Below are 20,533 nucleotides of genomic sequence, written 5' to 3' on the forward strand. Positions count from 1 at the left end.
ATTCCAAACGCCATTATTATTTTATGAAGGAACACTGCCGCTCTATAACCATTCTAATGTTTATGGACGGACCTCATAATATTTGAAGAAGTTGATTTCCCCGTTCTAACGTTCTATTGAAACACGAGAACCGTCCCCGTGCATCGTCCCGTGCATCGTTTTCATGCTCCGCACATCGTTTTTTGTTCCTACTGGGCCATGGCCAGGTACGGCTATTGTAAAATCAAGGTTTTCGACAATTTCTAGAATCTCCATCCATTGTTGAGGGTTTGATTCTTCAAAGTATGTTGGCGGGGTTTGGACAAATAGTAAGTCTCCCAGAAATAGGACCTTTTCTTCGGGAATCAATAGCATGGCATCGCAGTAGGAATGTCCGCCGCCTAGCGTGAATAGTTTTGCGCTTCTTTTGGTTCCGATAAAAACCTTTTCGTCTTCAAACGTTTGCTGCGGCAAGGTCAACTCCAGCGATGGCAGGGACGCTTCCACTTCCAATAAAAAACTGATTTTGTTTGCTAACTCATGATCATGATTCCGATCCAATTGTTCTTTTAAAGTTTGAATATATTGGGTAAGTTCCGTGATGCCCCGTTTCTGTTGCTCGATTCGTGCAGGATGAATGTCCCGCATTTTCTCCAACGTGATTTGACTAGAAATAATCGTACTGCCCTTAAACACCTGATTGCCGCGAATATGGTCCCCATGGAAATGGCTATTCACCACCCATGTAACCGGACGGGCGGTTTCCCTTTCCGCTGCCCTTTTCAAATCTTCGGCTGCCTGTGGCGTATTAAATGTATCAAACACAATCGTCTGGCCTCCTAAATCCACAAATCCGGCATTTCCAACCGCACCGCCGCCCTCCTTTGCAATCGCGGCAAACACCCCGTCCCCCACTCTTTCCAAATCAAAATGCTTGCTGTAAAATTCTCCGCTCATCTAGTTCCTCTCCTTTTTACCGATTGTATTATAATTGAATTATATGACGACGGCCTTTGGCCGGACTACTTATTGAGCAAAGAGTAAATCAGTTGGGGGATCACAATGTCTTTTTCCTTAGAAGTTACGAATCTATCATCTGAACAAATATCATTTGGGTACTCAGCCGCACACGAAACTCTAATCGCCCTTCACGTGTTCATCGATTGCAAGCACCACCCGCTCCATATCCCATGGGTCATAAACGCCAGAAAAAAAATAAATCCGGCTTTAAAACAAGAAATTGATGCATTCAGCATTTTTTATAAGCGGCCGATTGTCACTTTCTGGGGACTAGAAGAGAATTCCACAATTAGCGATTTTGGTGAGGATCTGAATAAACTAAGTTGCGGCTCATCTGATACATTTTTCCAAACTGTTGCAGAAACCATCTTAGGCCAAAAAGTAACGCCCCAAACTCTCCAACAAGAATTTGTCCAATTTGCCGGCAGCGTTTACCCAGACTCAAACGAAATTATCTTAGCTTTGGCGGAAAAACCGGAACAGATAAAACAGAGATTTTTGACGTTGCTGGAGGATTTTTGGAAAACATGCGTGAAAGATGATTGGAGTAGAATAGAGGATCTTTTTCTAAAGGATATTACTTCCCGCGGCAGAAAGCTTATGAAGGAAGGGCCCCTAACGCTATTGGGAAGCCTTTCACCGGAAATTGATATTCATCCTAATCAACAGAAAGCCGTGATTAGAAGAATTTCCAAACGGGAGATTTATTTTGAGAAAGACGATGTCTTACTGTTAACTCCTTCCTACTTCGCCTGGCCGCATTTATTTGTCAATACCCATAAACCGGTGGGGATTAACTACTCTATCATGGAAAATCAGCGCGAGGCTGCTCGGCCCATGCCTCCAGAGGATTTACTAAAGTTGTTCAACGCATTAGGAGACTTAAGCCGGCTTCAGATTGTTAAATATTTATCCCAAAAGCCTCGGTCGACCAGAGAACTCGCCGGACTGATGGGAATGACTGAGGGTGCTGTCTCTAAACATATAAAACTACTAAAAGATGCAGGACTAATCGCTTCAAAGCGAAAAAGCTATTATGTTTTTTATCATTTGCTGGAAAAATCCTTTAATGAAATTCAATCAGGTTTAGCACAATATATCAAAGGAACGGATTTTTTGTATTAACACCCCATTGGGTTTCTTTTTCAAAAATAATGCAGGGAATTCGTCGCGGCATACCGAATACACTTTAATAAGCTAAGAAAATTTACTAAAAGGTGGTAACAATGGAGGCCATAACCTTTAAAGCATTCGCCATCACAAACGAAATTGATTTAAACAAAATTGCCATTCATTGCGGCATACCAAAAAAATTCACCTGGGAGGAACCTTTAGTTCTAAAGAGAGATGTTTTACGCTCGGTCCTCATGCAAGAGGTCTCCGACATGCAAATGGTATTGATTTTTTCCTTTGGCAGTATCGTCTTTATCAATCATGCAAACGAAGAAGATTTCCACATAGTATTTCGCTTTATTCGTTCCTTCGAGCCGGATGTTGACCTTAATATCGCCTACAACTACACTGACGATTACAGCCTGCACTTCGGAGAAAACGAGAACCTCGAACTCGCTGACGAATATGTAGTAGTCCCGGAATTTGAGGATTTCTATCCTGAGCTAATTTCCACGGTTCTGGCTAAATCAGTGGCCCTCGAAAAAACAGAAGAACAACTCGGAAAGATTCATGATAAGCTTGAAAACATGATTGACCGGCTTGAAAAAGGAAACTTGAGAATCGGCAATAAGGAACTCGCCCGGACAACAGCGAAAATAGTCCGGCACGAATATAACACCCTGGCCTATATTATGATTCTGGATAAGCCCGACATCACATGGACCAGCAGCACGGCAAGTGATTTTTATGACAGGATGATCGAATTTTTCGAATTAAATGACCGCTATAAAATCTTAAAAAGCAAAACAGACATCTTATACAATATCATGGATGGTTTTTCGACCATTAGCCACTCCATCCGCGGCCTGTTCGTGGAATGGATTATCGTCGTTCTCATCCTGTTTGAAATTGTCCTGACCATATTGCAAATTATCGGGTGGATTCCTTAAATTCTATTTTTGACATCTTCTCTAATTGATTCAATCAGCTCTTCCGGTATTTCTGCCGGAAGAGACGTACCATCCTCATACACCCATCTGTTCATCACTTCTAGGTCCAATTTTTTGAATGTAATACTATATTGTTTCTCCTGATGAATAAAATCCACTGTTACATATTCTTCGCTTGCAAAGTCATCATCGATAATCATGTTGTTAATCTCATATGATTTCACGGTCTAAACTCCTTTAACATTCATGTATTAAATTTTAGCTTGTCCTACCTTCAGCCAAAATCCAACACGATTTTTCGATTTTTTTCGCAAATTTATAACATATTTTTAAAATACGCTTCATATAAAAATAAAGAATGGTTTGTACAATGATAATAAGGATTTCGGAAGGCGGGAATAGAATGGACAACAACACTCCTGTAATTTATAACGGCAAGAGGTATGTCATCCTTTTTAAGTACACTTCTGGGTACTGCGAAATTAAAGAAGTAGGAAGCTTGCATCACATCGAATTGGTTCATTTATCAGAATTAACAGATGTATCATAACACCACAAAAGGCATGCCACTTAAGCATGCCTTCTTTTATTTAGACCTATTCTTTTCCTCCGCCAGACGCTTCCCATTTAGCAACTTCCTCACGGACAATTGGTGCCACTTCTTTTCCTAAAAGCTCAATCGCTTTCATCACGTCTTCATGAGGCATGGTGCCAACAGGGACATGCAGCATAAACCGGGTAATCCCAACATTTTTTCGCAAATGAATGATTTTTGTGGCGACCGTTTCTGGGTCTCCAACGTAAAGAGCCCCTTCAAAGCTGCGGGCAGCATCGAAGCTTGTACGGTCGTATTGGCCCCAGCCGCGCTCCCTGCCAAGTTTATTCATGGCATATTGGGTCGGCGGGAAAAACATTTCAACAGCAGTTTCAGTAGTCTCCGCTATAAACCCATGCGAATGCGAGGCAACCGGAAGCTTCTCCGGGTCATGACCTGCGCGGGCGGCAGCCCGTTTATAAAGCTTGACTAGCGGTGCAAAATGTACAGGGCTTCCTCCGATGATAGCGAGGACTAAAGGAAGTCCAAGCAGGCCTGCTCGGACAACTGATTCGCTGGTACCACCGCTGCCAATCCATACAGGCAGCGGGTCCTGAACTGGTCTAGGATAAACTCCGCGATTATCGATTGCCGGACGGTGCCCTCCACGCCAGGTCACTTTTTCCGATTCGCGTATTTTTAACAAAAGTTCTAGCTTTTCATCAAAAAGCTCATTATAGTCACTTAAATCATATCCGAATAACGGAAACGATTCGATAAAGGAACCTCGTCCAGCCATAATTTCGGCCCGTCCGTTCGAGATACAGTCAAGTGTTGAGAAATTTTGAAAAACCCTTACTGGGTCATCAGAGGATAAAACTGTTACAGCGCTTGTCAGTCGGATCCGTTTGGTTTGAGAGGCCGCTGCCGCTAGAATAACAGCAGGTGCAGATGCTGCATAATCCTCTCGATGATGCTCGCCTACACCAAATACATCAAGCCCAACCTGATCTGCTAAAACGATTTCCTCAACCACTTCCCTAATTCGCTGGGCATGGCTTATTACCTCGCCGGTTTGGACATCCGGCGTTGTTTCCACAAACGTGCTAATACCTATTTCCACTAAAAAACCCCCTGAAAGACTTTTGAAGCCAGCAATATATAATTCTTTTTTAACATTTATTGTGTGATTATTCCAAGAAAATAGCCTGAACGCCTTATTTTAATATGTAATACGTTGAAAAAATGGTTAATCTATTAGGAAAAGCGTACTTGGGGAGAATCTTAATGGATAAAACTTATAATAAGAAGGTATCGCTTTATGCTGTACGGGAGCAACTACATAGAGGCGTTGAAAGAGTGCCTCATTTAACACCTGAATCCGTCGGATTGGGTATCCTACTTGCGTTAATTGGCGGATTCTTGGATGCATATACTTATGTGAGCAGAGATGGGGTTTTTGCGACTTCCCAAACCGGTAATCTTGTATTGTTGGGAGTTGAGGTTTCAAAAGGAAATTGGGATCAAGGCTTGAGGCATATACCGCCTATTTTGGCCTTTGTAATCGGGGTTGTAGTTGCTCAAAGCTTGAAACAACCGTTTATTACGAGGAAGTTTCCCCATCCCGCCCGATCGGTGCTTTTCTTAGAAAGTCTCGTCCTTTTGTTTGTTGGGGCCCTGCCAGCGGCCGTGCCTAATACGTTTGTGGTTATAACGATTGCCTTCGTTTCCTCTGTACAAATTTCGTCGTTTCGCACTTTGGTAAAGTGGCCCTATAATTCTGCGATGGTGACTGGTAATTTGCGGACGGCAGCCGAAGCAGCCTATTCTGCGTTTTTGTTACGCAACCGTCAAGGCATCCAGCAATTCTTCGATTTTAGCATTGTAATAGTATCATTTTTAGTGGGAGCATTGCTAGGAACCCTGTTCACCCAGCATTTCGGTACGAAAGCGATTTGGTTTGTATCGGGGATATTGATTTGCGCGTTGATGGTGTTAAATGCGAATCCGAGGACGCTGTTGAATAAGGGGTAAAAGTTTTTCTATTTAATATCTTCTTTTTGACATTTTGACACCTGCCACCACTCGTTTTGTCTTTTAAAAGCCTCCTATTGGGCATTTTGGTCCTGATGACACTCGTTTTGTCCTTTAGAAACCTCACTATTGGACACTTCGGTTCCTGACACCACTCGTTTTGTCCTTTAGAAACCTTCTATTGGACACTTCGGTTCCTGACACCACTCGTTTTGTCCTTTAGAAACCTCACTATTGGACATTTCGGTTCCTGACACCACTCGTTTTGTCTTTTAAAAGCCTTCTATTGGACGCTTTTGGTACTTACCACCCCTCGTTTTGTCTTTTAGACGCCTTCTATTGGACACTTCGGTTCCTGACACCACTCGTTTTGTCCTTTAGAAACCTTCTATTGGACATTTCGGTTCCTGACACCATTCGTTTGTCCTTTAGAAACCTTCTATTGGACATTTCGGTTCCTGACACCACTCGTTTTGTCCTTTAGAAGCCTTCTATTGGACATTTCGGTTCCTGACACCACTCGTTTTGTCCTTTAGAAACCTTCTATTTGGCGCCGCCTCTCGTTTTGTCTTTATAAAATGCTTCTATTGGACACTTAGGCTCAAGATACCCCTAAATTTGGCTTTTAAAATCCTTTTATTGGACATTTTAGCCCCTGAAGTCCATTCATTTGTCTTTTTAAAGCCTTCCAAAATCTTTATTTGCATATGAAGTCTTAGAAGTTATTAGGAGCAACCCTCATTAAAAACAGCCTAAATTTTTCAACCAGTTCAAGATATTCGGAATCCAACACTAATTCATTCGACTCCATTTCATCATATTCATCCATGAAATGGTAATCCAGATAATGGCCCTCGTCGATTTTATATTCATACTTTAGCATTACTACTTCCCATACTTCCTCGAAATCTTTCATGAGCTCTTCAGCAATCACAAAGGGAATTTCTCTATCATTTTTATATCGAAAAATAACCGGAATTTGAAAATAGTTACCGACCATAACAGCGTACCATTTTCCCATATACTGAAAGATAATATATTCTTCCGTATCATTCATCATAATTAGCTTTATTTTTAAAGATTTCCTATACGGATTATGACGTTGTTTTACCTTAGAGAATTGTTCCTCCTCAACTCCTGCTCTACCTTATCTTTTAAAGTCTTTACATATAGAATTTTATGTCCATTGCCACTAAACTTCTCATTTGCCCGGAATCGGCCGCAGCCCCTGCTATAATGGCCTCTTTTTTCTTAGCCATCCTGATCAAATCCAAGAATTTATAAAATCTATCAACTTTGGCTATAATGATATTATACTATTTTGGATTTCATTAAAATTATTATGAGGGATTCCAATGCAAAACCTTGAACAGCAACTTCAGCAAGCATTAAACGAATGCAATAGACTTAAACAAGAGAATCAGCTATTAAAGCTAATATTAAAATCTCATAACATAGATTATCGGCCGCAACAGTCATATACCAATTCCATGAAGGAACAAGCTAAAAAGGAAAAGATTCTGGAAAGAATCAAGATTTTCAAAAGTCTTTTCAGGGGCAGGACCGATGTTTTTGCCGTCCGCAGGGAATCTAGTGATGGTAGAAAGGGTTATTCACCTGCTTGTGTACATGAGTGGCATCCGGAACTTTGCCATAAACCTAAAGTGAAATGTGCCGTTTGTCAGCATCGAAAATTTCTCCCCCTTACCGACCAGGTAATCTACGATCATCTATTTGGGAAACATACGATTGGTATCTATCCCTTGCTACTAGATGATACCTGCTGGTTTTTAGCGGTTGATTTTGATAAAAATAACTGGCAAATGGACTCGCTCGCTTTTTACAACACTTGCAAAGAATTGAGTGTCCCTGCCAACATTGAACGGTCCCGCTCAGGAAACGGCTGTCACATATGGATTTTTTTCGACCAAGCACTGCCTGCCTCCCTAGCACGCAAACTGGGTAATCTTTTATTATCGTGGACTATTGAAAAAAGACATGAGATCGGAATGACTTCGTATGATCGTTTATTCCCGAACCAAGATACCATGCCTAAAGGTAACTTTGGAAACTTAATTGCTCTGCCCCTTGCAAGGACGGACAAGAAATGAAGGAAACAGCCTTTTTATTGATGAAAACTTTGTCCCATTTGACGATCAATGGAGTTATTTGAAACAAGTTAGAAAAATGACACTTGCATCAGTAAAGGAATTAATTAACGAATATAACGATGCTCCTGTGAAGCAAATACGCCACTCAACTGAGATTAAAAATCTTCCTACGGAATTGAAGATTATTGAAAAAAATGGATTATATTTAGAAAAGGAGAATCTCCCATCCTCTTTCATCCATAAACTGATGCAACTAGCAACCTTTAACAACCCAGAGTTTTATAAAGCCCAGGCCAAGCGATTTTCAACACATGGAATCCCTAGAAAAATAGCTTGTTATGACGAAACCGACCAATTCTTCATTTTGCCTAGAGGATGTAATAATGAACTTATATTATTGCTTAATGAACACAAGATTAAACCAGATTTTCAAGACGAAACCAATCAGGGCTCCGAAATTTCGTTAAGCTTCCAAGGTGCTTTAAGAACTGAGCAAGAACAAGCAGTCACAGAATTATTGGAGCACTCTAATGGGATACTATCGGCAACCACTGGATTTGGTAAAACTGTTATTGCAGCTGCCCTTATAGCTGAAAGAAAGGTAAATACATTGGTAATTGTTCACCGAAAGCAGTTAATCGAGCAGTGGAAACAAAGCCTATCTAACTTTTTAAGTTTGGAAACTAATCAAATAGGACAAGTTGGCGGTGGAAAAAACAAACAGTCTGGAATCATTGATATCGCAACCATACAAAGCCTTAATTATAACGGTGAAATTAAAGATTTAATTATGCAATATGGCCAAATCATTGTAGACGAATGTCACCACATCGCAGCCTATAGTTTTGAGAAAGTGTTAAAAGCAGCAAATGCAAAATTTGTTCATGGGTTAACAGCAACCCCAAAAAGAAAAGATGGGTTGGACCCAATTTTGACGATGCAACTAGGACCAATTCGTCATAAGGTTACCGCTAAAAATCAAGCAAAAGTGAGGCCGTTCAATCATATCCTTCTGCCAAGGTACACCAATTTTAGAATTCCAAAGAAAGAAGAACAGAAAGATATTCAATCCATTTATAGCGAACTTGTTAAGGATGAAATCCGAAACCAAATGATTTTTGATGATGTTTTAAAAGAACTTGAAAAAGGTTCTGTCCCACTTATATTAACTGAGAGAGTAGAGCACGCCTTTGAGCTAAAATCAAGGTTTACGGGATTTGCCAAAAACATCATCATCTTAACCGGTCAAATGAGCAAAAGAGAACAAAAGGAAAATTTAAAAAGACTAGAAGAGTTATCGGATGATGAGGAAAGACTGGTTATTGCCACCGGAAAGTACATTGGGGAAGGCTTCGACCATACTAGATTGGATACCTTATTTTTAGTCATGCCGTTATCCTGGGAAGGAACATTGCAACAATATGTCGGCAGGCTGCATCGACTCCATGACGATAAATCCCAAGTGAAGGTCATTGATTATGTAGATCATAAAGAACCAATTTTGAAAGCTATGTTTGAAAAAAGAATGAAGGGCTATAAATCAATGGGATACAAATTCCCGGAAACTAAGTCCAAGACAGGACCTGAATCAGAGCAAATGAGGTTGTTTTAAAGATTCAGTAAAGGGTGTCAAAACCAACTGACACCCTTCCTTTATTTTTACGGCAAAAATCACTTAAATAACTGGCACCTTAATACTGCTTTTAATGAACTCCACAAATAAATTATTCATCACCAAATCGGTACTCGCCATAGATTCCGGATGCCATTGTACTCCTAAAGTGAATGTGGTTGGATGAATATACTCTACTGCTTCAATAATTCCGTCAGAAGCCGTGGCAACAACACGTAAATCAGCAGCGACCGTATCCAAAGCTTGATGATGAAGGCTATTAACTCTTACTAGTTCAGAACCTATCATATCAAATAACTTGCTATCTTTTGAGATATTCACCCAATGACTATCCCTGCTCCTATCAATCTTTTGCGTATGCTGGATTGGCTCTTTGACTTGGCTTGGAATATCCTGTATTAATGTCCCGCCTAAAGCTACATTTAATATTTGAACACCCCGGCAGATTGCAAGCAGCGGTATATTGTTTTCAATCGCATATTTTACAATGGCGATTTCGGTTAAATCCCTTTCAGGAATGGTCGGCCCCAACCGGCGGTGTGGGTCCTGTCCATAAAACTTTGGATCGACATCTTCTCCCCCGCTAAGGATGATTCCGTCACATAGTCCTAGTGTTTCAACAGCCAATTCAGGATTTATAAAAGGAAGCACAATCGGAATTCCTCCATTTGCCGCTATGCTTTTATGATAATCATGATGGACATAAACACCTTCCATATATTCGTTATGGTTAACATAGGCACCCGTTATGCCTATTATTGGTTTCTTGTGCATTTTTCTTCCCCCTGCGAATTTGGTACTGAACGACTACAGCTTATTTTTTTATTGTTTGCATTAATCTAAATATATCATAATATATTATTTTGATATCGGTTAGATAAAAAAATCCCCTGATAAATAGGGGAAGGATTCTCAAAAACTATAACAAATAATCTCTCAACATTTTTCTCTTCTTGTATAATTTATCCAATAATTGCCGGTGTTCTTGAATACTCCATTCAAGGTTTCGCTTTCTCTCACAAGTCATCCTCTTCACCTCTTCTGGATTCGGACCACCCTGTATGCATCTGACCCTGACAAAATACTCTGGGGAGACAATATTTTTCCATTCATCCTCAGTAAGCGAGACATCGACAAATTCTTGCAGCATCGAGTTAATCTCATCAATCTTCCAATCATTTAATTCTTTTTGTTCCTTACATGTTTTATTGGCAATTGTGCTTGCAACCGAATGAGCCTTCCTAAAAGAGATCTTATATTTCCTCGTTAGTGTATCGGCCAGTTCCGTAATCGTGATGCATGCTTTTTCGGACATCGCTTTTAAATGACCCTTATTAACCTGAAGAGTCAATATCACAGCATACATCAGCTTCATCACGCGGTTAGCTTTCGCAAATGCCCGGTATAAATGCGGCTGCAGATCATCCTCTGTATCAACGATATCCCCGAAAGGCGTATTGTGAATCATTTGGATGGCAGCGAGCGCCTCACCAACAGAACTGCTCGCAAGCGAGCGGGAATGCTCCACCGAAACTGGATTCCGTTTTTGAGGCATGATGCTGCTGACTTGTACATACGGGTCAGCTACTTTAAATGCGCTAAATTCCCTCGTTACATATAATAAGAAATCCTGGATCCATCTACCGGTATTGACCATACAATTCATGATTGCAGTTGCCGATTCCAATAAGTAATCAGCTCCCGCGATGGAATCATAGGAATTCTCAACAATTCGGTCAAACCCCAACAGCTCTGCCGTCCGCGACCGGCTGATGGGAAAACCTGTCGTTGCTAACGCTGCCGCTCCAAGTGGTGATTGGTTTACTGTTTCAAAGGCAGACCATAATCGCTTTAAATCACGCTGTAAGACATCATATATCGCCAAAAAATAATGCCCTAACGTCGTCGGCTGTGCCGGCTGTGTATGGGTATAAGCCGTCATATAGGTTTCCACATTACGCTCTGATTGCTCTAATAATACTTCACAGAGCCGATACACATCACCTATCAGTCGTAAAAGCTGCTCCCTCAGCACCAATCGGTACATGGCTACCCCCATATCATTTCTACTTCGACCGATATGGATATTCCCAGCTAGATCATCACCAATTTCCTCTGCTATTTTGGCCTCCATCATGAAAAATAAATCCTCATATTTAGGGTCAAAGGAAATTTCATTAATATCAGTTTTTGAGACTTTATCAATTCCATCAAGCATTATTTTGGCTTCGTCTTTTTTGATTATTTGTTGTTCCGTAAGCATAATCACATGGGCACGATGAATATAGAACATTGCCTCAAATAAGAAATCACGTTGGTCATAAAAAATGGGCTTTAACAGTTCTTCTATATAGGTTTTACCTGGAAATGTATTTCCTTCATTTTTGAGAAATTCACGATGCTTGTTCATCCTGTCCACTCCGATTTCATGAAACTGATAATTTTACTTCTTTTTCCAAACTTCCTTTCTATATTTATACGAAGTAAATTTAATGACAGTGACAGTTAGTTAGTTTGCTGACTGAAAAGACAAAAAAACCCCTTCGAAAAGGAGTTTTTCCCATATTCTGCCCTTAAATTTTCTTAACCCACGTGTTCATTTATATGTAGTTCTTCATGAACAACCTCACCATCTATCATGGTCCACACCACTTGAATCGATGGTATTTCGTCAGTTTCTGTTTTAAGGATGGAACGATCGAGTATAATTAAGTCTGCCAGTTTTCCCGGTTCAATTGACCCGGTTTCCTTTTCGCTAAAAGAGGCATAAGCACCGTTCCATGTTAACATTCGGATGGCGTCCAAGAGCCCAATCCTTTCTTTATCACCGACAACTTTTCCCGTTGGTGAGAGCCTTGTCAGGGCACTATGTATGCCCCTCATTGGATTGAAATCTGTCACCGGACAGTCCGAGGCAATCGCAGCCGGCACACCTGCCTGTTTGTAGCTGTTCAATGGATACATTTGTTTGGCCCGATCACCATAATTTTTGATATAACCATCACCATATTCATAGAAAAAAGCCGGATTTGGTGTTGGAATGACCCCTTGCTCTTTCATCCTTTCAATAAGATCTTTTTGTGCAATTCCCGCATGTTCGATTCGATGCCGCGTATCTTTTCGTGGGTACAAGCGGTTTGCTTTCTCGATGCAAGTGAGCAACATATCGATGGCAGCATCTCCTTGGGCGTGAGCAGTAATTTGCCACCCTTTTTGATGCGCTGGAATAAACAGTTCCTCGATTTCTTCCTGGCGGTAATAATGGATGCCGTAATTAGTTGGATCACTATCGTAAGGCTCCCTTGTCCAAACGGTTGGGCCGCTGCTGCTTCCATCGAGGAATAACTTTACTGGACCGTATTTAAAACGATCATTTCCATCCTTGGTTTTGACACCTAAATCAACAAAATACCGGACGACCTTCTCAGCTTCGTTGAGTGCCCCGATCATCGCATAGACTCGCTGCTTAATCACACCATTTTCACAATCCTCTTGAAGGGCTTCTACATTTGCTATTCCATACCCGGATGCATCATGGACAGAAGTTATTCCTTTTTTAGCAAAATGCCTGGACGCAATGATATGGGCCTTACGGATTTCTTCACGGGAAAAACCAGCTGTTTGAAAAACTTGCATATGGGCATTTTCAATCAACAATCCGCATGGCTCTCCATCTGCTTGCCGCCCAATTTTACCACCATCTGGATTGGGAGTATTTTTATCGATGGATACCAGTTTCAGCACATAACTATTCACTGCAGATATATGACCGCAAGCACGTATGACAATAATTGGATGTTCGTTCGAAACGCTATCCAATTCCTCCTTCGTTGGAAAACGTCCATCAGCAATTTTTTGGTCATTATATCCCCAAGCCCGAATCCATTCCCCTTTGGGTGTTTCCTTTGCCCTTTCTTTCAGCTTTTTCAGCAAATCAGCGATGGATTGGACCGATTCATCCTTACAGGAAACAGATAATTCATTTGTTCCATAAATGGTAATATGAAGATGGGACTCAATAAAGCCCGGAAGAAGGGTCCTCCCGTTTAAATCAATGATTTTACATGTTTCATCTTTTAACTTCAAAATCTCTTCTGTACTGCCAACCGCTATAATCTTCCTTCCCTCAACAGCAACTGCACTGCAAATTTCATCCTTTGGATTGACGGTAATTACTTCGCCATTAATAAACAAAGTCTTTTTCCCCATCTGGCTAACCCCTCCTAATACATTCAGTTAATAGTCAACTTTTCCAATTCAATGATTTTTTTCAAATAGCCATATTCTTTTTGGTCAAGAATGTCGATTTCATTGTTAGTTGCCAGCAGAATCTGATCCCTGCACTTGGATATTCTCTGGATCATCGGATGGATGGTCAAACTTGATAGATTCACAAAATCATATAAATCGTTTAAACATATAGGCAGCTTGTAGCCTTTATTGCTGCTGGCGATTAACAACCCGCTATCACGCAGCTTCGAAACAATGTTGGAGCGGAAATAATGCTGATTCATTTTTATATCCCGAATGGCATTTAAATTATCGAGAATTTCTTGAGTATAGACGTATTCATCCGGATTTTCCTTCAGATTGAACAAAAGAAACTTCAAGAAATCGATTCGGAGCCTTTCGTCCTCTTCCTCACTCTTACGATGTTTTTCGATATATTGATAGGAGGAATTGACAGCCTGTTTGATGATTACCTCGTTGTATCGGGAGTCAGTGGGGTCTGTTTTGTAATCATAAAGAAAATGTCGGTAATCCAAAGGCAGCAGATTAAGAGCGGCAATTTTATGTTTAATCATTTTTAGCAATGAATGGGAATGAACGGAATAAGAAGTACGGTCGTAGCTATTGCCCAAAGTCTCCGCAATTAAGCAGGCCAATTGAAGCAAGATATCAGACTGGCTGTTATTGAACCCAAACGAAGAATAATTGAATAAATCTGGAATACTCCTTGCTATGATGTACCTTTTAAATTCCTGCAAGAATTTCTTCCCTTCAGATTCATCCGTTACAAGATCAAGCTGATCAAAGGTTCTATTTAAGTCCTCATAAACCATCCTATTTATATATTTAATAAAAGGCGTTTGATGCATGATGCCGCTGTCTTCTCTTACCTTTCTTTTATCAATTACGTAGGCATATATAGTAAAAGGCAAATCCTTTATTTCCTGCAATACCTTGGATTTTTGGGCATCATCCATAGGCCCAGATTCTGAGGGAAAATAGTTTTGCAGCTGCTGTTCCAGGTTTTCTTTTTCAGATTCTTTTACAAGAATGGAAATAATGATAAAGTGGGTCGAATGTTCGTGGTTGTCAAAATCAAATCCATAATTTCCAAATTCATCGATAAAAGCTAATTGTAACTCGGTCAATTTTTCCCACCTCACCATAAAAAGAAATTTACCTATTTATTCAACAAAATTCTGGGAATCCCTTCAATTTTTCAATGGTAAAAAAATAAAGCGGAATCATCCGCTTTACTTTGCAAACAGTATTCTGATTTCGTTTTCCGCTTCGACCATTCTTCCATATTTGTAGCCCTCGATCAGCACGTGTCTTTCATGCTCATCTAAAGAACGTCGCCACTTAGATTCAAGATACAAGATGACTTCGTTGTACAGGATGTACGGATACTCCATTGGTTCATTCATTGATTTTCACCTCATCCTAAAAATAAAACCTTCTCATTTTATTTTTGACAAGGGCTTTAACTTATATAAGTCTATATTTCTAATATATTTATAAGGTAGGAAAGGAGTGATTGTTTGTATCCAAGAGATCCTTTTTTTAAAAATAAACCTTACCTAACAACCCGCAGTTTACAACCCGAAAATCAGGAAACACCCATCCATTTTCTTGAAAACAGTGAAACGCCAACCGCATTAATCTATCGAAGAAATCATTTTCAATATCCCGCCCTTTCCAACCATTCGTACTATCTAGCCATCACCGGCGCAGTGAAGACTCCCATTACCATTCCATACAACCAAATCATTACAATGCCTTCCCGAACAGTGACCGCTGTGGTTGAGTGTTCTGGGAACAAACGAGCCCACTTCAGACCAAAAGTGTTTGGAGAGCAATGGAAGGATGGGGCGATTAGCCAAGGGACATGGAAAGGGGTACCCCTCTTTCATCTGCTTCAGATTGCTGGAGTTCAGGATAGTGCCCATGAAGTGGTCTTTGAGGGTAATGATTCTGGGATCAAGAAAGGTCAACATGTTCCTTTCGTAAGAAGCCTTCCGCTAAAAAAAGCCATGGAACATGATGTCATCGTTGCCTGGGAACATAATCACAAACAGATTAGCCCGAAAAATGGATTTCCGTTTCGATTAATCGTTCCCGGCTGGTACGGAATGGCGTCAGTAAAGTGGCTAAAAACCATTCGTGTAGTGGACCATCCTTTTTCCGGGCCCTTCCAGACAGATGATTATGTCTATTATCCTCATAAAAACAATAATGAAGAGGCCGTCCCTGTGACAGTGAGCCATGTAAATTCAATTATTCAGCAGCCGCTTGACCGGCAAATCTTGCAGCCTGGCCAGCATGAAATAAAGGGTTTCGCTTGGACTGGCGAAGGTGTGGTTATATCCGTTGAGGTTAGTTTGGATGATGGCGGAACATGGAAGCCGGCCATTTTCCATGGCCAGCCCCGACAATATCAATGGATTAAGTAGTCATATTCTGTTGTATTTGAAAAAAATCGCGAATACTCCATCAAGGTCCGTGCCTATGATTCAAACGGCCATTTGCAGCCCGATACCGCTTTCAGGAACCGGAAGGGATATGGATACAATGCGGTGTCACAGATTAAAATTAAGGTAGAATAGTGATGCATAGGGACGGTTCTTCTGCTTCAGAAGCAGAAGAACCGTCCCCGCGTTTTACAAGCTTTCAATAAAGCTTTTTAGTACATGCACTGATATTACGCAATCGTTTAGGGAGGACCATTCTTTTGGATTGTGGCTGATTCCGTCTTTGCTTCTTACAAAAATCATGCCAACTGGGATCTCCTCTCCTACGATCATTGAATCATGACCGGCACCGCTTGGTAATCTCATTGGCTCAATTTGATTTTCTTGAAATGCTTTTTCCAATTTCTCTTGAATGTTTTCATCAATCGGTACAGGCTTAACAGAGGTATTCACCTTAATCGATACCTCAATCCCTCGTTTTTCTGCAATGGATTTTGCTTTTTCAATAACAAGCGAGACGAGTTCATCACGGGTATTCTCGTAAATGTCACGAATATCAGCAAACAATGAGACCTCTCCTGGGATGACGTTTACCCCATTTGGATGAACAGAAAGCTTACCAACCGTTGCAACGGCAGTAGAGCTTACTTTTTCAGGGAATGTCTCCACCGCAACCACGAATTCACCTGCAGCAACTAGCGCATCCTTCCGGTCATCCATCGGTGTATTTCCGGCGTGACCTGCCTTTCCTGAAAAAATAATTTCCAGCCAGCATGGCCCCGCTATTCCGCTGACAATGCCGACAGGGAGCCCTGCCTTTTCAAGCCGCTTTCCCTGTTCAATATGTACCTCAACAAATAATCCAATGTCCTTCTTGTGGCTGGATGCCTTTTTCAATTCGTCGAGACTAGTCCCATATTTTTCAAGGACTTCTTCAAATGAATCCCCATTATAATCAGTCAATTGAAGCTGTTTTTCGATATCAAGCGTTCCCATCAAACTCATGCTTCCTGTTAAACTGCCATTAAACCGAGCTCCCTCTTCATCCGAAAAAATGACAACTTCAAATGGACGTTGCGAGCGATGCCCCGTTTCTTTCCATGCCTCGACTACCTCAAGGGCGGCCAATACACCAAGCGGGCCGTCAAAATTCCCTCCATTTGGGACACTATCGACATGGGAACCTGATGCAATCGCTGGCAGGGCATCATCTAATCCAGCCAATCTTCCGAATACATTCCCTGCACCATCTTCCCATACCTTTAAGCCAGCCTCTTGCATCCATGTTTTCACCAATTCTTTAGCTTGCTTTTCCTCTGCTGAAAAACCGGGACGATTCACTCCGCCTTCAGGGGTAGCACCGATTTCGGAAAGCTTGGCCAATCTTTTCGCTAGACGGTCTCCGTCTATTCCGGAGTGATTGAGTGAGGGTTCAAAATCTTCTTTGAGTTTTGTTAAAAGTTTTTCTGTCAACATAGCTTACCTCCGTTCTTATATTTTCTATTTTATTAAATTATTCCTATGTAATAAATGCAAATGCTGATTAACTTTATTTACTCCGGGGAATTCCTAGGACTCTACCTTTTCAGGTACAAAAAGAGCAGTGATTGATAATATTCACTGCCCTTTAAAATATATTAGATGCTTTTCTTATGTTCAACGGCCATGATCGGTTTGAAACTAGGCATGTTGGCGATATAAACCCCCAGCAGCACTAAGATTCCCCCTAAAATTTGCGACAGCATAATCCGGTTCCCTAATATGAAATGTGAAGCAAGAATAGCGACAAACGGCTGGATGTTCATGAACATGGAAGCCGTTCCTGCTCCCACCTTTGCCACCCCGCTATTCCACCAAAAACCGGCCATTCCTTGGGCAAATATCGCTGCAAAAATTAGCAACGACCACATGAAGACAGAATGACTAATGGTGGTTCCGATCACCATTTCTTCCACTCCTGCAGCAGGAATCATTAAGACACTCCCTAAAACGGTCGCGTAAACCGTGACCACAAAAGAAGGCATGGTTTGGGATAAGCCGCGGATAAATAAAATACTGATCGACAAACAAAGCATTGCTATAAAAATATTAAAATCTCCCCAAGAGATTCCTAATGATCCACCGGCCACCCCAATAATTGAAAAAACACCAATCAAACTGATAATAGCCCCTAAAGATTTTTTAGCTGTTAATTTCACTTTAAAAATAATCCGTTCGAGGATAATAGTCGCAATTGGTGCCAGCGAAATGATTAATGACGCATTGGCCGGCGTGGTATGTTTCAGGCCGGTAAAATAAAACGTTTGGTTCAGCAGCGTCCCAAAAATTCCGACACCAACAAGATATCTCCATTCGGAGATTGTTGGGCGCTTAATTCCCTTATAAAAGAGCGCAACTATAATCAGAAAAAGCGATGTTATACAAATCCGGACAGTTGATAAGAATACTGGGGAAAACCCTTGAAGCAAATAAGCACTGATGGGATAATTACAGCCCCAAAAGACAGAGACTAAAAACAAGCTGATAAAAGCTTTATTTTGGCCGACATTCATAAGGATGTACACGAACCTTTCCAATTTACTATAATCATGTTATCCATTATAGCATGGTGTTTCGTGACACGAAACGTATTTTTATTGCTAGAATTCTATATTTTTACATTTAAAAAGGGAATCTTACCGTAAGTAAAATTCCCAACTGTATTATCTTAGTTTTTATGGATTTCTTTTTTAGCCTACAAATATGTCCTGCTACTAATTTGCCAGATTTACGATGCGTCCTTCCACACTTGGACTGACGGTTTTATCTTCTTGGGCGTTTACATATTCAGTAAAGGTTTCCCAGTCGACATATCCCGGTTCGCTGACACGACCTTCACTGTACGCTTTCGCAAAAACAGTAAAACCGTCTCCGCCTTTTGCCGTGAAGGTGTTCGTGGCAACAACGTAAGTTTTATTAGGATCAAGAGGAACATAGTTAACGCCATCTTCTTTTACATCAATTGATTTCACCCTTTGGCCAACAGGTTGACTGCTATCGTAGGTAAATTTCAAACCTGATACTTGGAGAAACCCGCCAAACGCTTTTGGTACGTCCTTAACGCTAATTTCAAGAGCCTCTTTAATTTCCGCACCCGTTAATTTCATGATGCCCAACGAGTTTCCAAACGGCATGATTTCGAATACATTCGCCAAGGTAATATTCCCCGCAGGCACAGTCGCACGAATCCCGCCTCCATTTTGGAATGCAATAACCGTTTCTGAGTTGATGGTTTTTGCTTTGGCAAGCATTCCATCCGTAATCAGGTTCCCCAGATTGGTTTCAACAGTTCGTGCAGGCGGATTACCGCCAATTAAGTCAACCGTTGTTTTACCAATCACGGTCTTTTGCATTTTTACTACAGCTGGCTTGTATTTAGTTTCGAGTATCTGTGCCGCCTCCGGATCTTCTGGCACTTGACTAAGATCAACAAGCTTGCCTCCGAAATTCACAATTTTTCCTTTTTTATCAAATTGAACATCTAGTGTCCCTAGGTATTTGCTGTATTCATTTGCTTGGACAATGACTGTCGGCTCCTTGCCGGCTTCTACCACGACCGGCTGGTCTAGTTTAGTATGCGTATGCCCGCCGACGATGACGTCAATCCCATCAACTTCCTTGGCTAACGTCAGGTCGTTATCTCCGCCTCCATCATCATACCCGATATGTGTCAATGCAATAATTTTATTGACGCCTTTTTCTTTAAACGATTTGACTGCTTGTTTTGCTTCTTCTAGATAATTTTGAAAAACCACATCAGGGCCTGGGCTGGAAATGTCCACGGTTTCGGCGGTCGTCAATCCAAAAATCCCTATTCTCTCCCCGTTTACCTTTTTAATAATGCCATTGTAAATTTCGCCATGGCGCTTGGGATTGTTTTTAATTTCATCATTAAAATACGAGTTGATATTTCCATCTTGCTTAAAGTCGACATTTGCGCTGACAAATGGAAATTCCGCCCCTTTCACAAAATTCGCCAAGGTGGCTGTCCCTTTGTCAAATTCATGGTTACCAAATGTCATCGCGTCATAGCCCGCAAGATTCATAAACTCTAGATCGGCCAGACCCTCATACTTGTTAAAATAAAGTGTTCCGCTAAAAACATCCCCAGCATCCAATAGAAGTGAACTTGGATGTGCTTCGCGCACTTGTTTAATAGCGGTTATCCTTCTTGCAACATTGTCTAAATGTGCATGGGTATCATTGGTGTGCATGATAGTCAACGTATAGTTGCTTTTGTCTTTATTATGTAGTGCAGATTCATAGGAGGCATTTGCTTGTGCTTTTACTGACGGTGCAGGAGGCTCTTTAGGGGCTGCAAGAGCAGCAGTGGCGGTTGTCATCATGGCTGCAGCAGTTAATACAGAGAAAAACTTGCGGTAAAGCGTTTTTTGAACTTTCATCCAATCCCCCTATTT

The 20,533-nt window shown here is 41.1% G+C and carries 19 protein-coding genes and 1 pseudogene; 8 read left to right on the forward strand and 12 right to left on the reverse strand.

Annotated features, from left to right (window positions below; genetic code table 11):
* Window positions 1-105 precede the first annotated feature (105 nt).
* Entirely contained in the window at window positions 106-936 is an 831-nt protein-coding gene (locus ACZ5B7_RS19595; protein ID WP_464490686.1) for an MBL fold metallo-hydrolase, read from the reverse strand.
* A 105-nt stretch (window positions 937-1,041) separates the two neighbouring features.
* On the opposite strand from ACZ5B7_RS19595, the gene ACZ5B7_RS19600 reads away from it, so the two are divergent.
* Both ACZ5B7_RS19600 and ACZ5B7_RS19605 read left to right on the forward strand, forming a co-directional pair.
* Window positions 1,042-2,124, forward strand: coding sequence for an ArsR/SmtB family transcription factor (locus tag ACZ5B7_RS19600; RefSeq protein ID WP_464490687.1), 1,083 nt, complete (start codon window positions 1,042-1,044; stop codon window positions 2,122-2,124).
* A 101-nt stretch (window positions 2,125-2,225) separates the two neighbouring features.
* Window positions 2,226-3,062, forward strand: coding sequence for an RMD1 family protein (locus ACZ5B7_RS19605; RefSeq protein ID WP_464490688.1), 837 nt, complete (start codon window positions 2,226-2,228; stop codon window positions 3,060-3,062).
* On the opposite strand, the gene ACZ5B7_RS19610 is transcribed toward ACZ5B7_RS19605, so the two are convergent.
* Window positions 3,059-3,286, reverse strand: a complete 228-nt coding sequence (locus tag ACZ5B7_RS19610) for a hypothetical protein (protein ID WP_464490689.1) — start codon at window positions 3,284-3,286, stop codon at window positions 3,059-3,061. The genes ACZ5B7_RS19605 and ACZ5B7_RS19610 overlap by 4 nt on opposite strands.
* A 179-nt stretch (window positions 3,287-3,465) precedes the next feature.
* Between ACZ5B7_RS19610 and ACZ5B7_RS19615 the strand changes: the two genes are divergently transcribed.
* The gene (locus ACZ5B7_RS19615) at window positions 3,466-3,612 is read left to right on the forward strand and encodes a hypothetical protein (RefSeq protein WP_213118969.1); all 147 of its coding nucleotides are present in this window, start codon (window positions 3,466-3,468) and stop codon (window positions 3,610-3,612) included.
* Window positions 3,613-3,658: 46 nt separating this feature from the next.
* Here the strand turns inward: ACZ5B7_RS19615 and ACZ5B7_RS19620 are convergent, their stop codons facing one another.
* Window positions 3,659-4,720, reverse strand: a complete 1,062-nt coding sequence (locus ACZ5B7_RS19620; protein ID WP_464490690.1) for an LLM class flavin-dependent oxidoreductase — start codon at window positions 4,718-4,720, stop codon at window positions 3,659-3,661.
* Between the two features lie 164 nt (window positions 4,721-4,884).
* Here ACZ5B7_RS19620 and ACZ5B7_RS19625 point away from each other — a divergent pair, with 164 nt between their 5' ends.
* Entirely contained in the window at window positions 4,885-5,631 is a 747-nt protein-coding gene (locus tag ACZ5B7_RS19625; protein WP_464490691.1) for a YoaK family protein, read from the forward strand.
* A gap of 715 nt (window positions 5,632-6,346) precedes the next feature.
* On the opposite strand, the gene ACZ5B7_RS19630 is transcribed toward ACZ5B7_RS19625, so the two are convergent.
* Window positions 6,347-6,691: a hypothetical protein gene (locus ACZ5B7_RS19630; RefSeq protein WP_464490692.1), complete on the reverse strand. Its 345-nt coding sequence runs from the start codon at window positions 6,689-6,691 to the stop codon at window positions 6,347-6,349.
* A gap of 295 nt (window positions 6,692-6,986) precedes the next feature.
* Between ACZ5B7_RS19630 and ACZ5B7_RS19635 the strand changes: the two genes are divergently transcribed.
* The 3 genes and pseudogenes from ACZ5B7_RS19635 to ACZ5B7_RS19645 all read left to right on the forward strand — a co-directional run bounded on the left by ACZ5B7_RS19635 (window position 6,987) and on the right by ACZ5B7_RS19645 (window position 9,354).
* Window positions 6,987-7,742, forward strand: a complete 756-nt coding sequence (locus ACZ5B7_RS19635; RefSeq protein WP_464490693.1) for a TOTE conflict system archaeo-eukaryotic primase domain-containing protein — start codon at window positions 6,987-6,989, stop codon at window positions 7,740-7,742.
* Window positions 7,720-7,782 (forward strand): annotated as a pseudogene (locus tag ACZ5B7_RS19640) (hypothetical protein); the annotation flags it as partial. The gene ACZ5B7_RS19635 and the pseudogene ACZ5B7_RS19640, both read left to right, overlap by 23 nt.
* Before the next feature lie 18 nt (window positions 7,783-7,800).
* Window positions 7,801-9,354 carry a DEAD/DEAH box helicase family protein gene (locus ACZ5B7_RS19645; protein ID WP_464494533.1) on the forward strand — a complete coding sequence of 518 codons (1,554 nt, stop codon included), beginning with the start codon at window positions 7,801-7,803 and terminating at the stop codon, window positions 9,352-9,354.
* Between the two features lie 63 nt (window positions 9,355-9,417).
* On the opposite strand, the gene ACZ5B7_RS19650 is transcribed toward ACZ5B7_RS19645, so the two are convergent.
* The 5 genes from ACZ5B7_RS19650 to ACZ5B7_RS19670 form a co-directional block, all read right to left on the reverse strand.
* A complete protein-coding gene (locus tag ACZ5B7_RS19650; RefSeq protein ID WP_464490694.1) occupies window positions 9,418-10,149 on the reverse strand; it encodes a gamma-glutamyl-gamma-aminobutyrate hydrolase family protein in 732 nt (243 codons plus the stop codon).
* A 145-nt stretch (window positions 10,150-10,294) separates the two neighbouring features.
* On the reverse strand, window positions 10,295-11,785 hold the full coding sequence (gene argH / locus ACZ5B7_RS19655; protein WP_464490695.1) for an argininosuccinate lyase: 1,491 nt from the start codon (window positions 11,783-11,785) through the stop codon (window positions 10,295-10,297).
* Window positions 11,786-11,958: 173 nt separating this feature from the next.
* Complete coding sequence (locus ACZ5B7_RS19660) at window positions 11,959-13,584, reverse strand: amidohydrolase (RefSeq protein WP_464490696.1); 1,626 nt, start codon at window positions 13,582-13,584, stop codon at window positions 11,959-11,961.
* Window positions 13,585-13,607: 23 nt separating this feature from the next.
* Window positions 13,608-14,753, reverse strand: coding sequence for a DUF3800 domain-containing protein (locus ACZ5B7_RS19665; protein ID WP_464490697.1), 1,146 nt, complete (start codon window positions 14,751-14,753; stop codon window positions 13,608-13,610).
* 105 nt (window positions 14,754-14,858) lie between these two features.
* Window positions 14,859-15,032, reverse strand: a complete 174-nt coding sequence (locus ACZ5B7_RS19670; RefSeq protein ID WP_464490698.1) for a hypothetical protein — start codon at window positions 15,030-15,032, stop codon at window positions 14,859-14,861.
* 114 nt (window positions 15,033-15,146) lie between these two features.
* Between ACZ5B7_RS19670 and ACZ5B7_RS19675 the strand changes: the two genes are divergently transcribed.
* On the forward strand, window positions 15,147-16,058 hold the full coding sequence (locus ACZ5B7_RS19675) for a molybdopterin-dependent oxidoreductase (protein WP_464490699.1): 912 nt from the start codon (window positions 15,147-15,149) through the stop codon (window positions 16,056-16,058).
* Between the two features lie 207 nt (window positions 16,059-16,265).
* Here ACZ5B7_RS19675 and ACZ5B7_RS19680 read toward each other — a convergent pair whose 3' ends face one another.
* The 3 genes from ACZ5B7_RS19680 to ACZ5B7_RS19690 form a co-directional block, all read right to left on the reverse strand.
* Window positions 16,266-17,552 (reverse strand): allantoate amidohydrolase, encoded by a 1,287-nt coding sequence (locus ACZ5B7_RS19680; RefSeq protein ID WP_464490700.1) that lies wholly within the window; start codon window positions 17,550-17,552, stop codon window positions 16,266-16,268.
* A gap of 161 nt (window positions 17,553-17,713) precedes the next feature.
* Complete coding sequence (locus ACZ5B7_RS19685; protein WP_464490701.1) at window positions 17,714-18,640, reverse strand: DMT family transporter; 927 nt, start codon at window positions 18,638-18,640, stop codon at window positions 17,714-17,716.
* 189 nt (window positions 18,641-18,829) lie between these two features.
* Complete coding sequence (locus ACZ5B7_RS19690) at window positions 18,830-20,518, reverse strand: bifunctional metallophosphatase/5'-nucleotidase (protein WP_464490702.1); 1,689 nt, start codon at window positions 20,516-20,518, stop codon at window positions 18,830-18,832.
* Between the last annotated feature and the right edge of the window lie 15 nt (window positions 20,519-20,533).

The organism is Neobacillus sp. S1115 (assembly GCF_055385565.1).